Annotated in this window: 11 protein-coding genes; 8 read left to right on the top strand and 3 right to left on the bottom strand. The window is 40.8% G+C overall.

Annotation, left to right across the window (positions count from 1 at the left end; all coding sequences use genetic code 11):
* Window positions 1–9: 9 nt before the first annotated feature.
* Complete coding sequence (locus AAEY87_RS06640; protein ID WP_350656474.1) at window positions 10–1224, bottom strand: IS256 family transposase; 1215 nt, start codon at window positions 1222–1224, stop codon at window positions 10–12.
* A gap of 765 nt (window positions 1225–1989) precedes the next feature.
* Between AAEY87_RS06640 and AAEY87_RS06645 the strand changes: the two genes are divergently transcribed.
* Window positions 1990–2625: an OmpW/AlkL family protein gene (locus AAEY87_RS06645; RefSeq protein WP_350656475.1), complete on the top strand. Its 636-nt coding sequence runs from the start codon at window positions 1990–1992 to the stop codon at window positions 2623–2625.
* A gap of 242 nt (window positions 2626–2867) precedes the next feature.
* On the opposite strand, the gene AAEY87_RS06650 is transcribed toward AAEY87_RS06645, so the two are convergent.
* Together AAEY87_RS06650 and aceE are read right to left on the bottom strand one after the other, a co-directional pair.
* Window positions 2868–4622 (bottom strand): 2-oxo acid dehydrogenase subunit E2, encoded by a 1755-nt coding sequence (locus AAEY87_RS06650; protein ID WP_350656477.1) that lies wholly within the window; start codon window positions 4620–4622, stop codon window positions 2868–2870.
* A gap of 41 nt (window positions 4623–4663) precedes the next feature.
* On the bottom strand, window positions 4664–7483 hold the full coding sequence (aceE, locus tag AAEY87_RS06655) for a pyruvate dehydrogenase (acetyl-transferring), homodimeric type (protein WP_068328088.1): 2820 nt from the start codon (window positions 7481–7483) through the stop codon (window positions 4664–4666).
* A 579-nt stretch (window positions 7484–8062) separates the two neighbouring features.
* Between aceE and AAEY87_RS06660 the strand changes: the two genes are divergently transcribed.
* The 7 genes from AAEY87_RS06660 to AAEY87_RS06690 all read left to right on the top strand — a co-directional run bounded on the left by AAEY87_RS06660 (window position 8063) and on the right by AAEY87_RS06690 (window position 19261).
* Entirely contained in the window at window positions 8063–11092 is a 3030-nt protein-coding gene (locus AAEY87_RS06660; RefSeq protein WP_350656479.1) for a COG1361 family protein, read from the top strand.
* A gap of 376 nt (window positions 11093–11468) precedes the next feature.
* The gene (locus AAEY87_RS06665; RefSeq protein WP_350656480.1) at window positions 11469–11933 is read left to right on the top strand and encodes a hypothetical protein; all 465 of its coding nucleotides are present in this window, start codon (window positions 11469–11471) and stop codon (window positions 11931–11933) included.
* Between the two features lie 60 nt (window positions 11934–11993).
* Window positions 11994–14045 (top strand): hypothetical protein, encoded by a 2052-nt coding sequence (locus AAEY87_RS06670; RefSeq protein WP_350656481.1) that lies wholly within the window; start codon window positions 11994–11996, stop codon window positions 14043–14045.
* A gap of 469 nt (window positions 14046–14514) precedes the next feature.
* On the top strand, window positions 14515–16617 hold the full coding sequence (locus AAEY87_RS06675; RefSeq protein WP_350656482.1) for a hypothetical protein: 2103 nt from the start codon (window positions 14515–14517) through the stop codon (window positions 16615–16617).
* A 217-nt stretch (window positions 16618–16834) separates the two neighbouring features.
* A complete protein-coding gene (locus AAEY87_RS06680; RefSeq protein ID WP_350656483.1) occupies window positions 16835–17299 on the top strand; it encodes a hypothetical protein in 465 nt (154 codons plus the stop codon).
* Window positions 17300–17352: 53 nt separating this feature from the next.
* Window positions 17353–17874, top strand: coding sequence for a hypothetical protein (locus AAEY87_RS06685; protein WP_350656484.1), 522 nt, complete (start codon window positions 17353–17355; stop codon window positions 17872–17874).
* 79 nt (window positions 17875–17953) lie between these two features.
* A complete protein-coding gene (locus tag AAEY87_RS06690; RefSeq protein WP_350656485.1) occupies window positions 17954–19261 on the top strand; it encodes a hypothetical protein in 1308 nt (435 codons plus the stop codon).
* Window positions 19262–19384: the final 123 nt, after the last annotated feature.

A 19384-nucleotide genomic window follows, 5' to 3' on the forward strand; every position in this document is an offset into this window, starting at 1 on the left:
AACTGCCGTTTAGATTAAATGCTTACTAATACGGTCATCAAACATAATCATAAAGCGATTTAAAGCAGCCGTCCAGTTACGAATGGGCATCGACCACTTTTTGGATGCCTGCTGGGTTGCCAGATAAATCACCTTGAATGCTGCCTGATCAGACGGGAACACCTTACGCTTATTCACCGCCGTACGAATCACACTGTTCAATGATTCTATAGCATTGGTGGTATAAATGGCTTTTCTGATGTCTTTAGGATAATTAAAGAACACCGTTAAGCCTTCCCAGTTATTGCGCCAAGACTTGATCACATGCGGGTATTTATCTCCCCACACCTCATCAAAGTGCTCAAGGTTGGCCTCTGCTATCTCAAGCGTATCAGCGCCGTAGATGGCTTTTAGGTCAACCGCCACATTCTTTTTATCTATCCACGGCACAAACTTCATCGAATAGCGCACCATATGCACGATACACAGCTGAACCTGAGCTTTAGGGTAGACGGTGTTAATGGCATCAGGGAAACCCTTTAAACCATCAACACAGGCAATGAGTATATCTTGTACCCCGCGGTTTTGTAGCTCAGTAAGTACGCCTAGCCAGAACTTAGCGCCCTCATTCTCTGATAACCACATACCAAGCAGCTCTTTTTTACCATCAAGTCCCACGCCTAGCGCCAGATAGATAGCCTTGTTGATAATCTGCTTGTCTTGACGTACTTTGACGACAATGCAGTCCAAATAGACGATGGGGTAGATGCTGCTTAAAGGCCTGTTCTGCCAAGCGGTGATGTCCTCTAAGATGTTGTCAGTGACTCTGGAAACCAAGCTGGTTGAGATGTCGACGTCGTAGATGTCTTTGATGGTTTCGACAATTTCAGTCGTTGTCTGACCCTTAGCATAAAAGCTAATGATCTTATCATCAAGCCCTGAAATACGGGTTTGGTGCTTACGCACTAATGCAGGTTCAAAGTCACCATCACGGTCTCTTGGGGTGGAGATCTCAAGCTCACCTGTGTCGCTACGGACGGTCTTTTTAGTGTGCCCGTTGCGCTTATTAGGCTTGTCTGCCTTTTCATGCTTGGGATAGCCGAGATGGTCTTCCATCTCGGCTTCAAGTGCGGTGTCGATAAACGATTGCATGAGTTGCTTTTGGAAGTCTTTGATATCATCAAAACTCTTCATGCTGCTAGCCATTTGCTCGGCCAGTTTTTTAATGTCAGATTGAGTAGTCATTGCTTATTCTCCGGTTAGTGGATTATAAGCAGTTACACAGTTTTTAGGAAAGGCTCCTTTATTAGGCTTTTTAAGATTAAATTGATTATACAAAATTTGCATAAGATATATATATTAAGGCCAGTAATAGTAGAATTATGATAGCTAAGCTAGCATGTAAAAACTGCAACTCCATACGAGAGCTACTACTCGAGCTATCAGCAGGCACCAATGACAATCCACATTGAGGACAGCTATTGTCAGCTTGGTTCAGTACGGTCATCGAGCGTGCATTAGTACAACGCATGGGAGAATTACTACAATAGCCAGTCATAAATATATCGCCATTTCTCTGATTAACATTATCTTTATAAAATATTTCAATAAGTTTTGTCTATGATATCTCTATCTGTGTGCGTCAAAAATATAAAACAAACATTAAAACTAACCTTATAGCCTATAACACTCTTATATGGGTTACCACAGATAATTTATTTAAATATTAAGAGCATATCCTCAACTTTAATCCTTATGGTTATAAGAGATATTTGAGTAACATTGTATAAGCACAAAATATTATTCGCTACTGAAGTCATATTTACTACCACATATCAGTTATATCGCCTATTAGACTTTAGTACACTATCCTCAGTAAAGGAAATGTATTATAATGCAACTGATTAGTTACTTTTTATTTCATGAATGTAACTTTGTTTATAAGTAGTTGATGTCATCCCTCATTGAATACTTATTTTTTTATTACTGATTATGTTAAGGATCTACAAGATGAAGCTACAATCCCTAGTTTTAGCTACTGCTACTGCACTTACTATGACTACTGCTTTTGCTGTACCTGCTGGTACTTGGTCTATCGCTGCTGGCGCCCATATGGTTGATCCTAAAAGCGACAATGGTACTCTTGCTGATGGCGCATTCTCTGTAGATGTTGATGATGACATTCGTCCTACAGTTAGCGGCGAATATTTCATTGCTAACAACGTTGGTATTGAATTACTAGCTGCCATTCCATTTGAACATGACATCACACTGACTACTGCTGATAATGTTGAAATTGAAGGTAAAACACAACATTTACCACCTACTTTGTCTATCCAGTATCACTTTGATGGCTATAATCTGCCTATGAATGTGAAGCCTTTTGTTGGCGTTGGTGTGAACTACACAACTTTCTTTAAAGAAAAACTATATCTCCCTGAAGGCCCAGCTAAATTAAAGCTTGATGATAGCGTTGGCGTTGCAGGTCACATTGGCTTAGATATTCCTTTTGCTCCAACTGAGTCTTTCCGTATTGATGCACGTTACATGGATATCAAAACAGATGTAAGCTTGAATGGTAATGATCTTGGTGAAGTTGATATTAGCCCTTGGGTCTATGGCGTAGCTTTTGTTAAAAGCTTCTAATTAGAAGTCTGTTTTATTTAGCATTACTTATAGTAAGAAAAAAAGCCGGTATCTGCCGGCTTTTTTGTGCCTGTTGATCAATAAAACTAAAAACATCCAATGTTCAAACGTATTGAACATTCGCAAACAATGCCTACTTGAAAATGCTTAACACATTCTAAAAAATCTAAATTTACACCATAAAAAAAGACCATCCAAGGACAGTCTTTTTGTTCGATCATTATATGAACCGTTTACACAATTTATAGCAAGATACGACGTGGATCAGCAAGTAAGCTTGCGACATAACGCGTAAATACGGCGGCATCAGCACCATTAATGACACGATGGTCATAAGACAATGATAGTGGCAACATTAGACGCGGCTCAAAAGTCTGCTTGTCGGCATTCCAGCGTGGCTGCGTTGTTGCTTCAGAAGCGCCTAATATACCTACTTGCGGCCAATTCACTAATGGTGTAAATGAAGTCCCACCTAAAACGCCTTGGCTTGAAATCGTGAAACTAGCACCTTGCAAATCTTTGGTACTGAGTTTTTTGTCACGAGCTTTCACTGCCAGCTCGCCAATCTCAATCGCAATCTGCTTAATACCTTTATCTTGAGCATTCTTAATTACTGGCACAATTAAGCCGTCATCAGTCGCCACGGCAATACCCATATTGACACTTTTACGCAAGATAATCTGCGTATTATCATCATTTAGATGGCTATTAAAGCGTGGATGCTGCGTAAGCGCATAAGCGGTCGCTTTGACAATAAATGCCAAGATGGTCAGACCAATACCTTGCGCTTTCATACCACCTTTTAACTCACCACGTAGCTTTTCAGTCTCCGTGATATCTGACAAATCAAACTGCGTTACTTGCGGTAGCAAAGTATTGTAGTTGAGCTGTGGTATTGAGACCTTTTGTAGACGGCTAAGGTCTTGAGTTTCTGTTTCGCCCCAGATATCCGTATTGCTCATGTCAGGCAGTTTTGGCAGACTTGAGCTTGCTACGTTGCTACTAGCAGCAGGTGCAGATTTTTGCGTAGTTAGGCTGTTTTTGACGTGCGCAAATAAGTCTTCTTTTAAGATACGGTCATTTAACGCTGTGCCATTTACCTGAGTAATATCTACGCCTAGCTGACGAGCAAGCTTACGTACAGCAGGACCCGCATAAACCTCGGTTAATTTTTCATTAACTTGAGCTTCTGTTAGCTTGCTACCACTAGAGTCACTCGCTGCAGGCGCAGACTTAGTGGCAACTTGCTTGGGCTCACCAGTAGTTTTGCTTTCAGGCTTAGTGCTAACGTCTTGATCGTTAGAGCCAGCTTTCGTTTGTGACTCAGTATCTTTTGACTCATCTGCACTATTATCAGCAGTATCTGAACCACTACTAACGATAACGATGAAATCTTGACCATTAGCAACCATGTCACCAGCTTCAACAAGTATTTTTTCAATCTTGCCCGCTTCTGGAGCTGGCACTTCAACTGAGGCTTTATCAGACTCAATTAATAAGATTGACTGATCAGCACTGACTATGTCACCTACGCTAACCATAATCTCAGCCACTTGTGCTTCATCAACCCCTAAATCTGGCAATGCATGCGTGGTAGCTTTTCCTGCTTTTTCGGCAGGTTTAGACGTATTTGACTGAGCTGATTCAGTATCGTCTTGTTTTTCTTCTTGCTTAGTATCTTGAGGCTCGTTTTGTTTTTCGGTTTCAGGTGCTTCTTTACTCTCTTCATTCGCACTTTTACTGTCGTCTTGGTTATCATCTTGACTGTCAGTATCAGCATCAAGCTCGATAAGCACCATACCTTCACTAACTTGATCGCCGATAGCAACACTAATTTTAGTGATCTTACCAGCAGCTGAGCTCGGCACTTCGACCGAGGCTTTATCAGATTCTAGCAAGATAATATTGTCGTCTTTGGCAATAACATCGCCGACTTCTACCATAATCTCACTGACTTCGGCGCTATCAACACCCAAATCGGGGGCTTTAATTTCCATCCTTGCTCTCCTTATCTTGTATTTGTCTTATTTTGTGAATCTCATTCTTTGATGTCATCATCATTGAGCAAATTGGCATCGGCTTTATCTTCAGCGCGGCCTTCAGTGCTGACTTCATCATCATCTTCATCGACAAACTCAGGTACAGGATTCGGGTTAACGTTATCAGGTGCTGGTGCTGGCGCATCTGGGAAATGATCATAATGAGGTTGTTGCTGCCATGCAGGTGGCTGGTCCACTTCGATGCCAAAGCTTGAAATAGCATCTTTTACAAGGCGCATCTCAACTTCACCTTCATCAGCTAAGCGTTTGAGCGTTGCTACCACAATGTGAGCGGCGTCCACGTGGAAGAAGCTACGTAAGTTTTCACGGGTATCAGAACGACCATAACCATCTGTACCTAGGGTAGTATAAGGACGATTATCTGGTAACCAACCACGGATTTGCTCTGAGTAGTTACGCATATAGTCAGTTGCGGCGACTACAATACCTTCATGAGGGGCAAGCTGCTCTGTCACCCATGATACTTTCTCTTCTTCCATAGGATGCAGACGGTTGTAATCATCACAAGCCATACCATCACGTGTCAGCTCATTAAAGCTAGTCACGCTCCATACGTTAGACGAAATATTGAACTCGTCTTTTAATATCTGCGACGCTTTTTGTACTTCACGTAAGATAACACCAGAACCCAACAGCTGAACTTGTGTTGATCCATTATCTTCAAGCAAGTACATGCCTCGTTTAATACCTTCCTCGCAACCTTCTGGCATCGCAGGTTGCTCATAGTTTTCGTTCATTAAAGTTAAATAATAATAAACGCGCTCGCCTTCGCCATACATGCGGCGTAGGCCATCATGCATAACTACTGCGAGCTCATAACCAAAGCAAGGGTCATAAGTTACACAGTTCGGTACAACGTTAAATAAGATTTGCGAATGACCATCTTGATGCTGTAAGCCTTCACCATTCAAGGTTGTACGACCTGCTGTCGCTCCTAATAAGAAGCCTTGTGCCTGACAATCACCCGCCGCCCATGCTAGATCACCGATGCGCTGGAAACCGAACATTGAATAGTAAATATACATCGGAATCATCGGTAACGCATTCACAGAATAGCTTGTTGCTAACGCAATCCAAGTACTCATCGCGCCTGCTTCGTTGATGCCTTCTTCTAACATGTGGCCGTCGATTGCTTCTTTATAACCCATCAAGGCTTCGCTATCTTCTGGTGTATATTTTTGCCCAACAGCAGAATAGATACCTAGTTGACGGAACATACCTTCTAAACCAAAAGTACGTGCTTCATCAGGTACGATAGGAACGACGCGATCTTGGATATCTTTATTTTTGAGCATTGCTGATAGCAAACGCACAAACACCATAGTGGTAGATTGCTCTTTACCGTTGCTGCCTTTCAGTACACGATCAAACATAGACAGTTCAGGAATGTTCAGTGGAATGTGACCACTACGACGATTCGGCAAGTGACCACCTAAGGCTTCACGGCGTCCTTTTAGGTACTTCATCTCCGCAGAACCTTCCTCAGGACGATAAAACGGTAGGGTCTCTAACTGCTCATCAGTAAATGGCAAATCAAAGCGATCACGGAAATACATTAGGGCTTCTTGATCTAGTTTTTTGACTTGGTGCGACTTATTAACGGCTTGGGTCTGAGCAGATAAGCCATAGCCTTTAACTGTTTTGACAAGAATAACTGTAGGTTGACCTTTCGTCTTCATCGCTTCACTAAAAGCGGCATAGACTTTCATCGGATCATGACCACCGCGATTTAAACGTGAAATATCTTCATCAGACAAGGCGTCTGCCATCTCTTCTAATTCTGGATATTTACCGAAGAACTCCTTGCGGGTAAATTCAGGGGTACGAGCTTCATATAGCTGATACTCACCATCAACTACTTCTTCCATACGATATTTAAGAACACCAGTATCATCATTAGCCAGTAAACTATCCCACTTACCGCCCCAAACGACCTTAATCACACGCCAGCCAGCACCGCGGAACACAGACTCTAACTCTTGAATAATCTTACCATTACCACGTACTGGTCCATCAAGACGCTGTAGATTACAGTTGACGACCCAGATTAAATTATCAAGCTTCTCACGACCAGCAAGTGATATTGCACCTAAGCTTTCTGGCTCATCCGTCTCACCGTCACCTAAGAACGTCCAAATCTTGCGACCTTCCTTCTCAAGCAATCCACGGTTTTCCATATAGCGATGCACATGCGCATGATAAATTGACATGATTGGACCCAAACCCATTGAAACAGTTGGGAACTGCCAGTAGTCAGGCATCAGATACGGATGCGGATAGCTTGATAAACCTTTGCCACCTACTTCACGACGGAAGTTATCTAACTGCTCCTCGTCTAAACGACCCTCTAAATAAGAGCGCGCATAGATACCCGGTGCTGAATGACCTTGGTAATAAATCATATCACCGCCGAAATGATCGCTCGCCGCACGGAAAAAATGGTTAAAACCCGTCTCATACAGTGTGGCACTCGATGCAAATGTCGCTAAGTGACCACCTAAGTCATCGTCATTTTTGTTTGCACGCATCACCATTGCCAAAGCATTATAGCGAATCAAAGCGCGAATCTTGCGCTCGATAGCCAAATCACCAGGGTACATCGGCTCATCTTCTACTGCGATGGTATTGATATAGGCAGTGTCTAAACGATTGAAAGGTAGGTCTTCCTGTACGGCCATGTTATATAACGCTTTTAATAAGAACTGTGCACGATCCTTATCAGCATGTTTGATGACGGACTCAAAAGCTTCCAACCATTCTTGCGTTTCGGTGCTATCAGCATCCTTATAGTAATTCATCTTTGTTCGTCCTTTTATATCAGTCATTCCTACCTAAAGGTAGGGTGTTATTTAATAGTGTGTAATGAGATAACGGGCTACTTTACGACGTCCTTGCTACGCTTAAGCATTCCATTGTCTTACGCGGTAATAGAGATAATATTATGCCAGTTGAGTGACTAATAAGCACAATTATGACATTGACTACATAGTGACTTTAATTTGTCAAAGCCATTTGCTGACCATACTAGTGACATCTGTATATATGATCATAAAATAATTACAGTCGTTCATTATAGGCTCTTATGACTCAAATGTTTATGGCTGTAGAGAAATGACAACATAACAAGTATTTCGTAGATAAATAGCGATTAGTTTTTTTAAAAATGACAAAGCTAAATGTAATATTTACAGCGCTTATTAACAAACTATTGTTCTTCATTAAATAAGTATATTCTCTCTATCATATCAAAATGACCGTTGGTAATATTAAACTGGCTTTTGCGATATGTACTATCTAACATCTTCTACTAATAAGTTTATAAAAAGATGCTTAACTATTGACCATAGTGAGCAATAGCTAATTTTGGGAATAGTCGTATGCACAAAGCTCAATGTTTTTTAGGTTCGCTTTCATACTCGTTCAGAGAATGTCTATGGCAACTACTAACGTTGATAGCCTTTATAACTCTTCTATTGGTCAGTAACTCATCGTTTGCCCTTGAGCCAAACCCTGGGGCTATTTGTCCTTCTGGCACTATTCAAGGCAGATTGTCAAATAATGACTATGCTAATTTATTATCGAGCTACAACAACAATAGTTATGTACCAGTAGTAGGCACACCTGCGAATACCATACCACTCAGTGTCAATATGAATATTTCGCAAACGAATAACTCTACAGTTACGCCTTCGATTGGGAGTAACTACCTTCACATTGATAAAACTGGTAATGATAAGAACCTAATAACAACTACTGTAATTCTTAGCTTTCGGAACTCTGGCACCACTACTCCTCTTTACCTAAGCAATGTTGCATTGAGTATATTTGACATTGATAAAAGCATCTTTAACACTGCCAATAGTAGGGGCTGGAGTGATCAGGTAACGATTACTGGTAAGACTATAAGCGGTGATATTATTGCTGGCAAGACATTCACTGGCTCCAATGTAACAAATTCTGGAAACACATTTTTCTCATCGGAAAACACACAGTGTAGTGCCGAACTTGACACCAAGTGTCAAGCCTCTATCTCGTTTGCACAACCTGTACAATCAATAGTCATGAGCTATGGCCATACTAACGAAATTAGTAAACCTTCAGATCAGGATATAGATTTTCGAGTAGATAATTATTGTTATACACCGCCTTTGTCTTATGAAATTTCTAAGACTGACGGTATAAATAGCATGGGCACTAACAACACGACTAACTACATCGTTAAAATCATCAATACTGGTGGTGCTACCTTAAACAACGTAACTCTAAAAGATGCTGCCGTTGCCGGACTCAGCAAACAATCCAACATCACGTGTGACACGACAGATACTACCAATAGTTGTACTACCGTACCGACAGTGTCTCAACTAGAAGGGACAGGATTTACGATCCCATCTATTCCTGTCGGCAAGAGCTACAGCATTATTGTGCCTACTCATGTGACTGCGTCTGCAGGCGCTACTGTAACTAATATAGCTACCATCAGTCATGCAAATTTGGCCACCAAAAGTGCAAGTGATAGCAACACAGTTAACTCAACATTTGACGAAGGCTCGACTACCACACCAGCCACTTGTCCAAGTGGTCATCAGAGGTATTACTTTGGAGGAAATAAGCCTGCTGGCGCTATACAACCTTCAAATGTAAGCTGGGCAAATGGAAGTTTGAGTAACGAATACACTTTTAACGGCATTAAATTTAAATTAGCTTTTTCTGAGACTACACATCTGCTTTCTGGTTATCCAAGCTATGGTAGTGATCCTGGCGTAACGGAGAATGCTCTCAATATGTTCCATAGTAGCCAACGTGCTGCAATCAATCACAAACTAGCCGCTGTCATAGACAGACCTGTCTCAAAATATGGGTTTGTTGTTCAGGATTTGGATTCTAATGAGGCTGGTAAGTATGTTGAGTCAATCTCACTTCTTACTTCTGGCGGACTGTTTTCCAACTTACTCAGTAATTATTTAACACAGTCTGGTAGTACTGTGTCAGGGACTCAGTGGAACAACTGTAGCACCTCCAACTCATGTAACTTCAATGTAGATTGGGGTTATAAATCGGCAAACACCCCTTTTATAGTAACTCATGGTAATACTTATTCTGGAGCATCTAGCACAGAATCGACTGGTAATCACTTGATGGGCTACTCAGACTTTTACTTTTGTCTTGCACCACCGAAAATTGTTGTAAAAAAGGCACTCAATGGTACACGTGTCAATGATACCGAAGCCAAGCGCGATCAATTTGAGATCAAGGTCACTGGTGGCTCTATCGCTAGTAATAGCGTTACAACCACTGGCACAGGCACAACGATCACTAACGGTAGTAGCAACGTCATAAGTTTAGCAGAAAGCACAACATATACGATTACTGAAAGAGTTATGAATGGCTCAACGCTTGGTGATATCGCGAACTATAACGCCACTTATACTTGTACTAATGCCACGACAAACGGCACTACTATACCGACTACCGCAATGAAATATGATGCTACTGCCAAAACTCGCTCATTCACTATTTCTGGTACTACTTACGGCGATGAGATTACTTGTACCATCACCAATAGTCCAGCAACCTACTCTTTCTCAGGAACGGTTTTTAATGACAATGGTGGTATCACTGAAGCTCAGGCGGATATCAGAAACGCTACTATAGACAGCGGTGTATATAACAATGCTAACTACTTTGACGGATTATTTAGCATCCCCTCTGAGAGCGGTATAGCGGGTAGTACCGTTAGTCTGGTGAATTGCACCAATACCAGTACTGTCTATGCTACAAAAGCGGCAGAGAACTCTGGTAGTAATATAGGGAAATATCAAATTACTGTAGCTAGTACCACATTGGCTGGTGTTGGCTCAGTATGTCTTATCGAAAGCAATAACAATAGCAGCCCTGCTTACCCTATTCGTACGACTACTGAAAAGCAAAGCATTGCTCTAATAGCAAACAATTATAACTATTTAAATAATAACTTTGGTAGAGTCATTACCAACAATGCAGCGCTGGTTCTTGAAAAAGAACAAGCGGCCAATGACTGTAAATTTACTAACTTTGCTAGCTTAACTTACAGTAAAAACCCTCTTTCTAGCTCTACTACAGGCGCAGGTACAGATGTCAAACCAGGCCAATGCATTGCCTATAAGATCACTGCGACCAATCGCTCAAATGTCGCTATCGATAACTTTGTGATGCAAGACGTATTACAGCGTAAAGATCCTAACAATCCAGCAGATCCTACGGTTACCTCTGTATTAGCAGGACCCGCACGAACGGTTGGTGTCTTTAACGATGGTCTAAGTAATGGTCAGAACGGCACGATTACTACTACATCTGCTACTTTACCCAAAAAAGAGAAACGTATTTTTTACTTTAATACCCAATATGGTTCGACACAGTCCAAGTAGTTGCTAATGTTAGCTATTAGATTAATTAGCTTGAGCTGATCAAGCTGGTCTTATTTTAACTACAAACCTGTGATTGTATGATTGATAATAAAAACTTAAACAAGGCTAAATTTTAGCCTTTACCGCTTAACTATCTCAAAACTCCACCTATCTGACTTTAGTCGCACTGACCGAGTTTTACCTTTATATTCCACATAAGTAATATACAAATATCGCTAACATAATAAAAATACATTTTATATATATAAAGTGTAAGTACTATATTTGCCTGCAGAAATGTGCAGCCGTAAATCTACTGTGTTTAGACACTCTGTATTTGCCCTACATTGAGGCTTTTTGACTGGTTGATTAGGGTAAAGGAAGAAAGGAAAAAATCATGAAAGCTAAACTTTATCTAAAAAAACTTATAACTACCATGATGGTATCTGCTGCGTTATTCAGTAGCGCACAGGCGACAGACGCTTTAAAGATGGAATTACAAGCTAATAAAATTATAAAGACCGCTGATGGCAAGCTTAGCTATATCACCGCATCAAATGCTCAAAAGGGTGAGACCGTACAATACCGCGCTACTTATACCAACGTCATTGATCAACCTATTAGCGATGTCGCTGTGACTTTGCCGATACCTGCAAACATGGTATTCACTGGTGAAGCACAACCAAAAAGTGCGCAAGCAACAATCGATGGCAAAAACTATGCGGACATGCCGCTTATGCGCAGAGTAGACGGCAAGGTCGTCAAGGTTCCATTGGCTGAATATAAAGCACTTCGTTGGAATATTAAGTGGCTTCCTGCGAACAAACTAGCAGACGTATCTCTTAATACCATTATTAATTAATAACCTTTATCAATTAACAACTTTGATTACTTTGCGCGACACTTTTAGGAAAACTAATTTATGAAGTCTAATATATTCAAATATTCAGTATTAACTGTCGGTGTTGTAGCCGCTATGAGTTTAACTACTGCAAACGCTGCCGATGTAGTATATGACAAAGAGAATGCTTTTTCTGTGACGAACAAGGCAACGGCTACTTATACTGTCGCTGATAACACAGGTAATCAGCAAAGAGCCGAGTCAAATGAAGTCGTCGTCAATGTGACTGAAACGGGAGCATTTAGCTTAGTTGCCAAAAATGATGATACAAGTAGTGGTGGTGCTATTGGTGATGACCTAAACGAAAACATCGCAATCCACCCTGCCGCTGGTTCTTCTGTAGACTTCAACCATACTCTCAGTAACGATGGTAACATCTCTGATACGTATACTATTAGTTTAGCCAATCCATCAAACAGCTTACCTGCTAGCGCTACCATCAAGTACCAAATAAAAGAAGGTAATACCAATGTTGGTAACTCTGAGACCATTGCAATTGGTGGAACGATAACGCTTAAACCAGGTCAAACTGCTGACATTACTATTACCGCTACTACAAGTTCTGATCGTGTTATCGGTAATAACACCTCCTTTACCGTTACAGCGACCAGTGCATATCTAACAAACAAAGGTCAGACAACAGCAGACCAAAAAGCGCTTAACACCAACAACGCTATTACGACTACCCCTGTTTATGCCATTACTAAGTCTGCTACCACCAATCTTAACAACAAAACATTCGATACCAATAATGCTAACGCCTATGTTGACTATACGATTACTGTGAAAAACGAAGGTAACATCGATGGTACAGCAGTAAGAATTACTGACGCCTTACCTGTAGGTTTGGTGGCCATAAAGTCTGGAGAGACTAACTATATAGCGCCTACGGTAGTCGCGTCTGGTACAAGTACAGCTAAGGATGCAAATATTTCAACCACTGGCAAAGAGATAACTGTTAGTGGTCAAGATATCAAAATGAATGAAACCATTACCGTTACTTTCCGTGCGAAGAAAGATACGACTACGCCTGCTACTGGCACTAATATCACCAACTATGCCCTCGTTGAAGATGATGTTGATGGCAATGGTTCTTTTGATCTTGTTGATAGCTCAGGTGATTCGGCAGGTGGTGTTACTGAAAAAACCTACGAAGATACTACTGCTACTAATTACAAAGGTAAAGATAGCAACTCTAACTCTACTATTACCACCAGTAGCCAGACTCGTAACCTAACGATTACTAGCGATACTGATGACAAAGAAGTTGGACTTATAAGTCAAAATAATACTTATATCTATACTATCACTAACGCAGGTACAGATATAACCGAAGCCGCTAGTGCTGATAAAGTTTACTTTACGGTAGCCCCAACTACTAATCATGCCAACATCACTATTGTTGAAACAGAAGTGTTTGTAGATGCTAACGATAATGGTAGCTATGATAGCAGTGAGACCATTTTGACCAAAACTGCTAAGGGATATGACCTTAATGAAGCAGCAACAACTGGTTTATTGCCTAACGAGTTTGTAAAGATTGGCGTAAAAGTAAATACAAGCGGTTCAAGCAGTAACCTTACAGGTGGCACGAATGATCTTGGTAGCCTTGAAACCATGGCTATTACTGTATTGCCACAAGGACCAGTTGCCGACACACCTGCACCTGCTAACGCTAGTGTAAGCTCTACTACCACTATGGAAGGTATCAATTTACTCAAGTACCAAGCAGTAGCAGCTTGTGGCGCAGCCTTAACTTCGCTTAGCTGGGCTGATACTACTATCAGTGGTGGTGAAGCCAAACCTGGTAACTGTATCTACTATAAAATCACTGCTGAAAACACTTTCAAAGATACTGCTAAAATCATTAGCGGTCTTGCAGTAACGGATGTGTTAGAGACACCTAAAATTATCTATGAAAAGGACTTTAGTTCTGAGACTTCAGGAAGTTCACCTGCAGCTACAGCAACTTATACTGCTCCAAACTTGATAGGGACGTTTAGTAGCCTAGCAGCAGGTGAAACAGGTACTATTTATTTCTCTGCGAAGATTTCACAAACAGGTACTAATTAATATTAACTCAAGTTTCATATATTGTATTTCAAGCTTAAAGAGCTATCTTAATCGCGTGTTAAGGTAGCTCCAACTTCAGTTTGCTGACTTCTGCTTTTTTAACTTCCGTTTTCCAACCATAATCTCCTACTCAGCTTTTATTAATAATTAAAGCCTATCACTTTATTATCCACATACCCTTTTCAGAATACAAACCTAAACCTCAGGTTTGCGTAGCCGATTTTGTGTGAATTGCCAATTTTCGTCAAAGAAACTGAGGAAATTTTTGCCTCATTCTTTATCTCTAAACCTAAGCTTTAATAGCGCCACCTTAAATCAATATTTAATTTTTGGCATATATTTTGCACATTCCAATCTAAATTCGGTGATTTTTTGCCTTTAGTCATGCTTTAGTTACCGTTTACGGTATAAGCACTTTAATCATTCCACATTGTAATGTTTAGAGTAAATTTAGCTCCGAGGGAATAAGATGCAAGAAAGTAACCATGCGACCCCCAAAAGACATATAGACATAAAACCAGTACTAGGCCTAACTATATCCACTCTATTATTTATAGGATTAAGCACAAGTAGCCAAAATGCACATGCCAACCCATTCTTACCATCATCTACCCCAACCTCTACAGCAGGTAGCTGTCCAGCTAACCATAAGATGTACTATATTGGAGCCACTCCACCTTCAGGATCTGTCAACCAGTCACTGAACTGGACCGATGGTGCGCTCAGTCGCGACTTTACATTCACAGAAGGTAGCGATATCAAAACCTTCAAAATTAGCTTTCCATTACTTGTAGATATCTATACTGATACTAATCAGATTACAAAGACCTCGCCTTTCTTCGGCTCTATAACTGGTGCGACGTCAGCAGCATTAAACTTAGTTCATACCTCCCCTGCAGTCAAGAATAACCATAATCTGAATATCAGCATTAATCGTACAGTAAGTAAAGTGGGCTACAAGATACAAGATTTGGATTCAACTGTTAATAACAATAATCAAGCGCCATATATAGAGCAAGTTGATGTCTCTACCAATGGTGGGCAAGTAACATTCAATAGTATCTTTCAAACCATAAACGCTAATAGAAATATAGTCACTGCAATCAAAGGTAAAAACTGTGGTGTTGGAGAATGTAATGTCGATGCTAATTGGAATTACAACCTCGCCAACACCTCTCTTATTTTGAGACACAACAATACACTTAGCGAATACAATAGTCCGCATGCTATTGGCTATTCAGATTTTTACTTCTGTCTTGCTCCTCCCAAAATTATTGTTAAAAAACAGCTTGATGGTAATCGCGTCAATGATACTAATATCAATCGCGATCAGTTTTCTATCAGTATCAACAATGCTACAACATCACTCAAGACTTTTGAAACGACTGGCTCAGGACAAGTTGTTACTAATGATAATAGCGGTGTCGTAGAGCTTGCAACCAGTACGACTTATACGATCATTGAGCGCGTTACGAACAATCAAAACAATGGCGATATCATTGCCTACAATGCGGCTTACACTTGCAACAACGCTACGACTGGTAGTACGACCGTCATGCCTACTACTGCGATGACTTATAACGCGTCTGCCAAAACTCGCTCATTTACTATATCCAATGCCACTCATGGCGACGAGATCACTTGTACTATTACTAACAGTCCATCTGCTAGTGTCCCATCGAATTATACCTTTGCAGGTATCGTCTTTAATGACAATGGCGGTATCACAGCTAGCACCAGTACTAAGCAGGATATTTCTGCGGCCTTTACAGGTAACGGTAATTATTATAATGGTGTATTTGATAGCAATGAATCAGGTATCTATGACCCTAACTTACGTATCAGTCTCACTGATTGCAATGGCAACAATATCGTATCCACTTCACCCAATCCGCAAACCGTCTCAAGTGCTGCAGCAAGTTTAGGTAGATATAGTTTCAGCGTCAGCCCAAACGTCCTTGTAGGTAGATCAAAAGTTTGTCTAGTCGAAACTGAACCAAACCCTTGGGACTATAGTGAAGATACGACTATTAATACTCAAGAAGTCGCGCTAGTCGCTAACGTCTATAACTATAAAACTGAAAAGAACAGCTCAGGTGATGTCACACGCAATCTTGATTTTGGTGAAGTAAAAGCAGACAACACAGCGTTGGTACTCAAAAAGCTCCAGTATGTACATACCTGTAATGACACGCTTAACTACTCTAGCATCACTAATACTAGTCAGCCGACTACAGGTTTTAGTATCAATCCAGCCAATGATGTTAAGCCAGGAAACTGTATCGCTTATAAGTTAGAAGCTTACAATCGCGGTCATGTTGACTTGAATGAAGTTAAAATTAACGACTCTTTACAGCGTACGCCCGTCGAGTCTGTATTTAACTTGCCAAGACCGTTAGGAAACCCTTCATCAGTATTCAGAAGCACTAATACATCGGCACCTATAGGCGTAAACGGTGTAATTATTTCTGATGCCTTTGATTTATTAAAAACGTCTGTATCTTCAACGGAGCCAACTAAGGCAATTTTATACTTTAATACTAAATATGGCTCTAAAAACACAAACCCTTAAATGACTAAGGCTTTGATTTTTTAAGTAATTCACATCCCACTGAGGAACTCGTAAACGTCATTTATCGGTTATTTGGTGACTATTTATTGGTTCTCTGTGAGAATAAAAAACAAAAAATTGTTGCACCTTTTACTAGCAAAACATTGTTCGTACTCACATTTTTATGTACGTTGGCAAGGATATTGCACGTAGAATTTACCCAACTGAGGATTTTGATATGAAATTATTTCAATTTTTACGCCACGCTCTTATCACCACTGCAGTATCTGCATGCCTGATCAATATATCGTACGCAGCAGATGCTCTAAAAATGGAGCTACAGGCCAATAAGATTGTAAAAACTGCTGACGGTAAGGTCAGCTACATCGCAGCATCAAATGCTCAGAAGGGTGAGACTGTACAGTACCGCGCTACTTATACCAATGTCATTGACCAGCCTATTAGCGATGTTGCTGTGACTCTCCCCATCCCTGCCAGCATGGTATTTACTGGCGAGGCAAAACCAAACAGCGCACAAGCAACTGTCGATGGCAAAAATTATGCTGATATGCCGCTTGTGCGTAAAGTAGATGGCAAAGTCATCAAAGTTCCATTATCTGAATACAAAGCTCTTCGTTGGAATATTAAATTACTTCCTGCGAAGAAATCAGCAGACGTATCACTTAATACCACTGTCAACTAAACCTTTTAACTTTGACCTTAGCTATTCATTTTTTTACTCAGGAGAATCTCTGGATGAAATCCAGCACCTTTAAGTACTCAGTATTGACAGTCGGTATCGCAGCGGCTTTTGGCATGACTAATGTTGCGAATGCAGCTGAATCAATAGCCGCATCGACTCCTACCATTAAAAACATAGCCAGTGCTACGTATAAAATAGGCACTGTTGCGCAAACTGCGGTTCAGTCTAATCCTGTAACTGTTAACATCACGCAAAGTGCAGCCTTCAGTTTAACGGCTACAACTACTGATGATAATGCTGCCGATGACTATAACCGCAACATCATTGTGACCCCGAAAGGTCGTGTTGCCTTTAACCATATCTTAACCAACTCAGGTAACGTAGAAGATACTTATAAGCTTAACTTAGCTCAGGGCGGTACTATTCCAGGTAGTACGCAAGATGCAAGCTCTTATGATCTAGACGCTACCAATGTCACTTACATTATCTATAATGCGGATAATTCTGTAAAAAGCACTACTACTGTTACTGGTACCGTTTTTCAAAACACTGACATTACACTTAAACCTAAATGATCCAACATCGAAGGTCACTTATACCGTCACTGTCCGTAACGATGAGACTGCACCTTATGCTGCCAATGCCAACAACATCGTGGTTTTCGATGGTTTACCAGAGGGCTTACGTCTAGCAGATCAGCCGAACTTAAGCGTCAGTAATAATGCCACTATTGTACCGGGTAGAGAAGGTAAAGGTACTAGTACTTCTAACGATAGCATTAGAGTTACTTTATTGAATTTAGCACCAGGTGAAACAGCCACTATTACCTTCGATGTGCAAAAAGATCAAGCCGAACCACTTGCTGATCCTAAAAAAACTATTAACCACGCCTCTATAACTCTCAATCTTGGTGAAAACCAAATCATTTATGACACTACGGATAGTACTGACCCTAAACAGAATACCAGTAACTTCTATCCAGCTGCTGATGATAGTGAAGTTACAGACGGTACTGTTAGTACAACTACTGGTAGTGACTCAGCAGCACCTTTAGTTTCTAACCAGCGTGCTATTAACATATCGTCACCTACTACTAAAGAGATACCAACTACTACGACAGATACAACGCAGATTACACATTCAGCTGTCATAAGAAATACTGGTAGAGAGACTGAAGGCGATCAAGTAGGTGAAATTAAATTCACTATCACTGAAGGTGCCAACGACCAAATCACCAGAGTACCGAACACGGTAGAGGTGGTATATGATGCTGACGACAACCCAGCAACTCCCAACCTCACCTACACAGTCACACGGGACGGTAATGGCGATTATGATCTAAGTACAGCCGTACCCAAAAATGGGGGAGCAGCATGGACTGGTATGGCACCGAACTCAAGTGTCACTATCAACTACAAAGTAGAGTCTACACAAGCAATCATTGACTCCACTGAAAAAACCTCAGTTACGTTAGTCGTTGGTGGACAGGATGCGCCTACAGTAGGTGCTCGCTCTGTTGAGAATACTACTATAGTAAAAGGTCTAAAGCTGGTCAAAAAACAAGCACTAAATGAAACCTGTGCTGTCAATGCTTCTCTTGTATTTACACAAGGTGATGTCGCTGCAAAACCCGGTGATTGTATCGTCTATAAAATTACAGCCTTTAATAACTTTTCAGCATCGGATACACGATTTAACTTCACTGACCTGATCGTAACGGATACGACAGATCGCTTTAATAATAAAGCTCAAGTACTAACTTCAAGTACTACCCCTTCCTTTACTGTCAAGCTAGCCGAAGTAGCTGACGCAGATGCATCGCCTGCAGACAATACTTATGGAGCATCAGCTAATTCTACTGCTGTTAGTGGCACGGTACCTAGCTTAGCACCGCAAAAATATGCAGCATTAGTATTTTCGGTAAAAATTAATCCTGACGGTGCTGCTCCTGGCTCACTTTAGCATTGCGTAAATTACTTATTTTTATATACCGTTATCTGTGATTAAGCTTATAGATAACGCAAAAACTGTCTTTGCTTAGGTTGCTCTACAAGTAAGCAAAGCAAAGACAGCCCCTCTGTTTTT

The sequence above is a fragment of the Psychrobacter sp. S1-30-MNA-CIBAN-0213 genome (assembly GCF_040309845.1).
In the GTDB taxonomy this organism is placed as follows: Bacteria; Pseudomonadota; Gammaproteobacteria; order Pseudomonadales; family Moraxellaceae; genus Psychrobacter.